Raw genomic sequence first — 2986 nt, 5'->3', positions numbered from 1 at the left:
CCTGTTCCGGCCGGGCTCCGCGTCGGCGTCGCCCCGTCGTGCCCCGGCCCTCCCGCGGTGTGCCGCGTCGGCGCCGACGGGTCGTGTGCCTGCCCGGCGGTGTGCCGGGCAGGGACCGCGGCGTCCGGGGACGGTGCCTGCGTCCTGTCCGGATCCTGGCGTTCCGCCGCGTCCGGCGCGGGCCCCCGTGCCGTGCCCGGTCGGGTGGGGGCGGGCACGTACGGTCCGGGGACACCCACCGCGCCGTGCTCGCGCGGCCACGCCGTCCCCTGCCCGGCAGCGAGCGCCGCCCCCGGTTCCGGCGCCGACGCGTGCGGGCCACCGTCGCCCGCCCGGTCCGGCTGCGGGATCACCGGCCGTAACGACAGGGTGTCCCGACCGGGCGGCGCAGCCGCGTCTGTCGGGGGCCGTGCCGACGGGTGCGCGGCTCCGGGCCTCGCCTGCCCGTCGGCCGCCGCGTTCCACGCGCGGCCCGGGGCCGACTGCCGGACCGGACCCACGGCCGCCTCCCGCCCCGTTCCGGGACCCGGCCGAGGCCCCGTCATCGGAGCCAGGAAGAAGGTCTGTTCGCCTGTGATGCCGAGGACGTGCCGGCTGGTCGCCAGCACCCGCAGCCGCGGCGCGGCGCGCAGCAGTGCGTCCAGCACCGGCACGCAGGCGTCCGCGACGTGCTCGCAGTTGTCCACGACCAGCAGCATGTGCCGCTCCCGGACGTGCGCCGAGACGCCGTCGAGCGTGAGGCAGGTCCGCCGCCCGCGCAGGCCCACGGACGCGGCCACGGTCTCCAGCAGCAGCCCCGGGTCGCGCAGGCTCGCGAGCTCGACCAGGCGGACGCCGTCGGGGAAGGCACGCCGCAGCCCGCCGCCCACCCGGTAGGCCAGCCGCGTCTTGCCCACCCCGCCCACGCCCGTCACCGTCACCAGCCGGGAGGCGGAGAGCAACTGCCTGACCGCGTCGGTCTCGTCCCGTCTGCCGACGAAGGGCGTCAGATCGGCGGGCAGCGCGCCCGCCTCCACCCACGACTCCGCAGCACCCATGAGCCCCAACCTATAGCGCCTCCGTGAACTCCCTGGTGGCTTCCGCTGTTTGCGTAGTCTCACGGATACCCGCGCGGCCTCACGGACACCCGCGCGGGTTCTGGTGCGACGGCCCGCTGCCGCAGGGGCGGCACACGCCGCCGTGACCCCCGCGGGAGCGACGACCGATGACCGACCGAGACCACGGCAACCGCTGGGCGCGCCGGTCCGGCACCCTCCGCCGACCGGGCGGTTGTGCCCTGCCGCCTGCGCCTGCCCTCCGGCGTCATCCGGGAAGGGTGACCGCCCCCGGCCATGAGTCGCCCGCCGGAGTGCGGTGGCTCGGCCCTGCCCTCGGGCGCTGCGCGTGGGTGCCTCCGGGCCGGCGCCTCCGGGGTGCCTCGTCCGGCGAGGTGACTCCCGGCCGGGTATCGGGGCGCGTCCGTGCGCGTCCGCCGCCCTCAGCCGCGCCGTGCGCCGCCGCCGGGTGTCATCCCAACGGCGCTTCACGAGGCCGTCGGGGTGGACCCGGTGCCCCGCGGGGCCCGGGCGCCCGACGCGGCACGTCGTGCGGCGGGTGCGGGGGCGTGATGCACTGGACGTGGGAGTCACAGGGATGGCTGCACGGAGCACGCGCGGACCACTGGGGCTCGTCACCGCCGCGGTGGCAGCCCTGGTGATGGCGCTCGTCCTGGGGCTCGCCGGGTGCACAACCACCGACCAGGCGTCCCGTACCCCCGCCAGCCCGCAGGACACGGCTGCGACCACGCCCGAGGCGACCCCCGACGGGCTCTCCCCGTTCACGGGGCTTCCGGGGCGTCTCGGACCCGTCCTCGCCGTCAAGATCGACAACGTGCGGCCCGCACGACCCCACACCGGCCTGGAGGCCGCCGACCTCGTGTACGTCGAACAGGTCGAGGGCGGCCTGACCCGGCTGCTCGCCGTGTACGCGTCGCAGGACCCGCCCCGGGTGGGGCCGGTGCGCAGCGCCCGGGAGTCGGACGTGGAACTGCTGCGCCAGTTCGGGCGGCCCGCACTCGCCTACTCGGGCGTGCAGAGCGCGCTCAAGCCGCTCATCGAGGACGCCCCGCTGTTCCCGCTGCCCCCGGAGGAGGCGCCGGCCGCCTACGTCCGGGACCCGTCCAGGCCGGCCCCGCACAACCTGTACGTGGTGCCCGAGAAGGCCCTCGCCGCCGCGCCCGGCGCCGACCTGCCGCAGGACATCGGATTCCGGTTCGGGGCCGCCCCGGAAGGCGGCCGGCCCACGGAGTCGTACGCCGTCGGCTTCCCGGCGGCGCGGTACGGCTTCGCCTGGTCCGCCGCCGAGAAGCGGTGGCTCGTCAGCATGGACGGCACCGCCGCGCGGACCACCGGCGGGGAGCGCGTCGGCGCACCCACGGTCGTCGTGCAGCACGTCACCGTCCGTCCGTCCGACTACCAGGACCGTGGCGGGAACGTCACCCCCTACACGGAGACCGTCGGTTCGGGCAGCGCCGTGGTCCTGCGGGACGGGAAGAGCTACGACGCCCGCTGGAGCCGCCCCTCCGCAACGGACGGAACCACGTTCACCGGGGATTCCGGCGAACCGCTCCCCTTCGCGCCCGGCCCGGTCTGGATCGTCCTCGCCCCCCGGTGACCCCGCGGCCCCCACGGGCGGGCCGCGCGCCCTACGCGGGGTTTCGGCCAGCCGTGCGGCGCTTCACCACCTGTACGCGTACGTGCCCCCGGTGCGCAAAGCGGCGGTTCCCCGGGCGTTACGACCATGCGCCCGGTGGCGACGGGTTTCCGTGGCAGGGGGGTGCGGGCAGTCCACAGGGGGCCGACGGGGCCTACGGAGGAGGGGGAACCGTGATCGTCTGGATCAACGGTGCGTTCGGTGCCGGCAAGACCAGTGCCGCACGCGAACTGGTCGACCTGATCCCGAACAGCACGTTGTACGACCCGGAACTGGTCGGTGCCGCGCTGCCCGG

2 protein-coding genes are annotated in these 2986 nt (G+C 76.5%); one reads left to right on the top strand and one right to left on the bottom strand.

Translation table 11 applies throughout. From position 1 onward, the window contains the following. Positions 1–1037, bottom strand: a 1037-nt coding sequence (locus BJP40_RS03085) for an AAA family ATPase (protein WP_371258591.1), incomplete at its 3' end; no start/stop codon positions are given. Positions 1038–1632: 595 nt separating this feature from the next. Between BJP40_RS03085 and BJP40_RS03080 the strand changes: the two genes are divergently transcribed. Then, positions 1633–2652, top strand: a complete 1020-nt coding sequence (locus BJP40_RS03080; RefSeq protein ID WP_071265563.1) for a DUF3048 domain-containing protein — start codon at positions 1633–1635, stop codon at positions 2650–2652. Positions 2653–2986 lie beyond the last annotated feature (334 nt).

The sequence above is a fragment of the Streptomyces sp. CC53 genome, from assembly GCF_001865245.1.
In the GTDB taxonomy this organism is placed as follows: domain Bacteria; phylum Actinomycetota; class Actinomycetes; order Streptomycetales; family Streptomycetaceae; genus Streptomyces.
This window is presented reverse-complemented; position numbering and strand designations above follow the sequence as displayed.

What these genes read in the sequence shown, in the direction of transcription:
- BJP40_RS03080 (WP_071265563.1), top strand. Translation starts at nt 1,633, where the DNA reads ATGGCTGCACGGAGCACGCGCGGACCACTGGGGCTCGTCACCGCCGCG.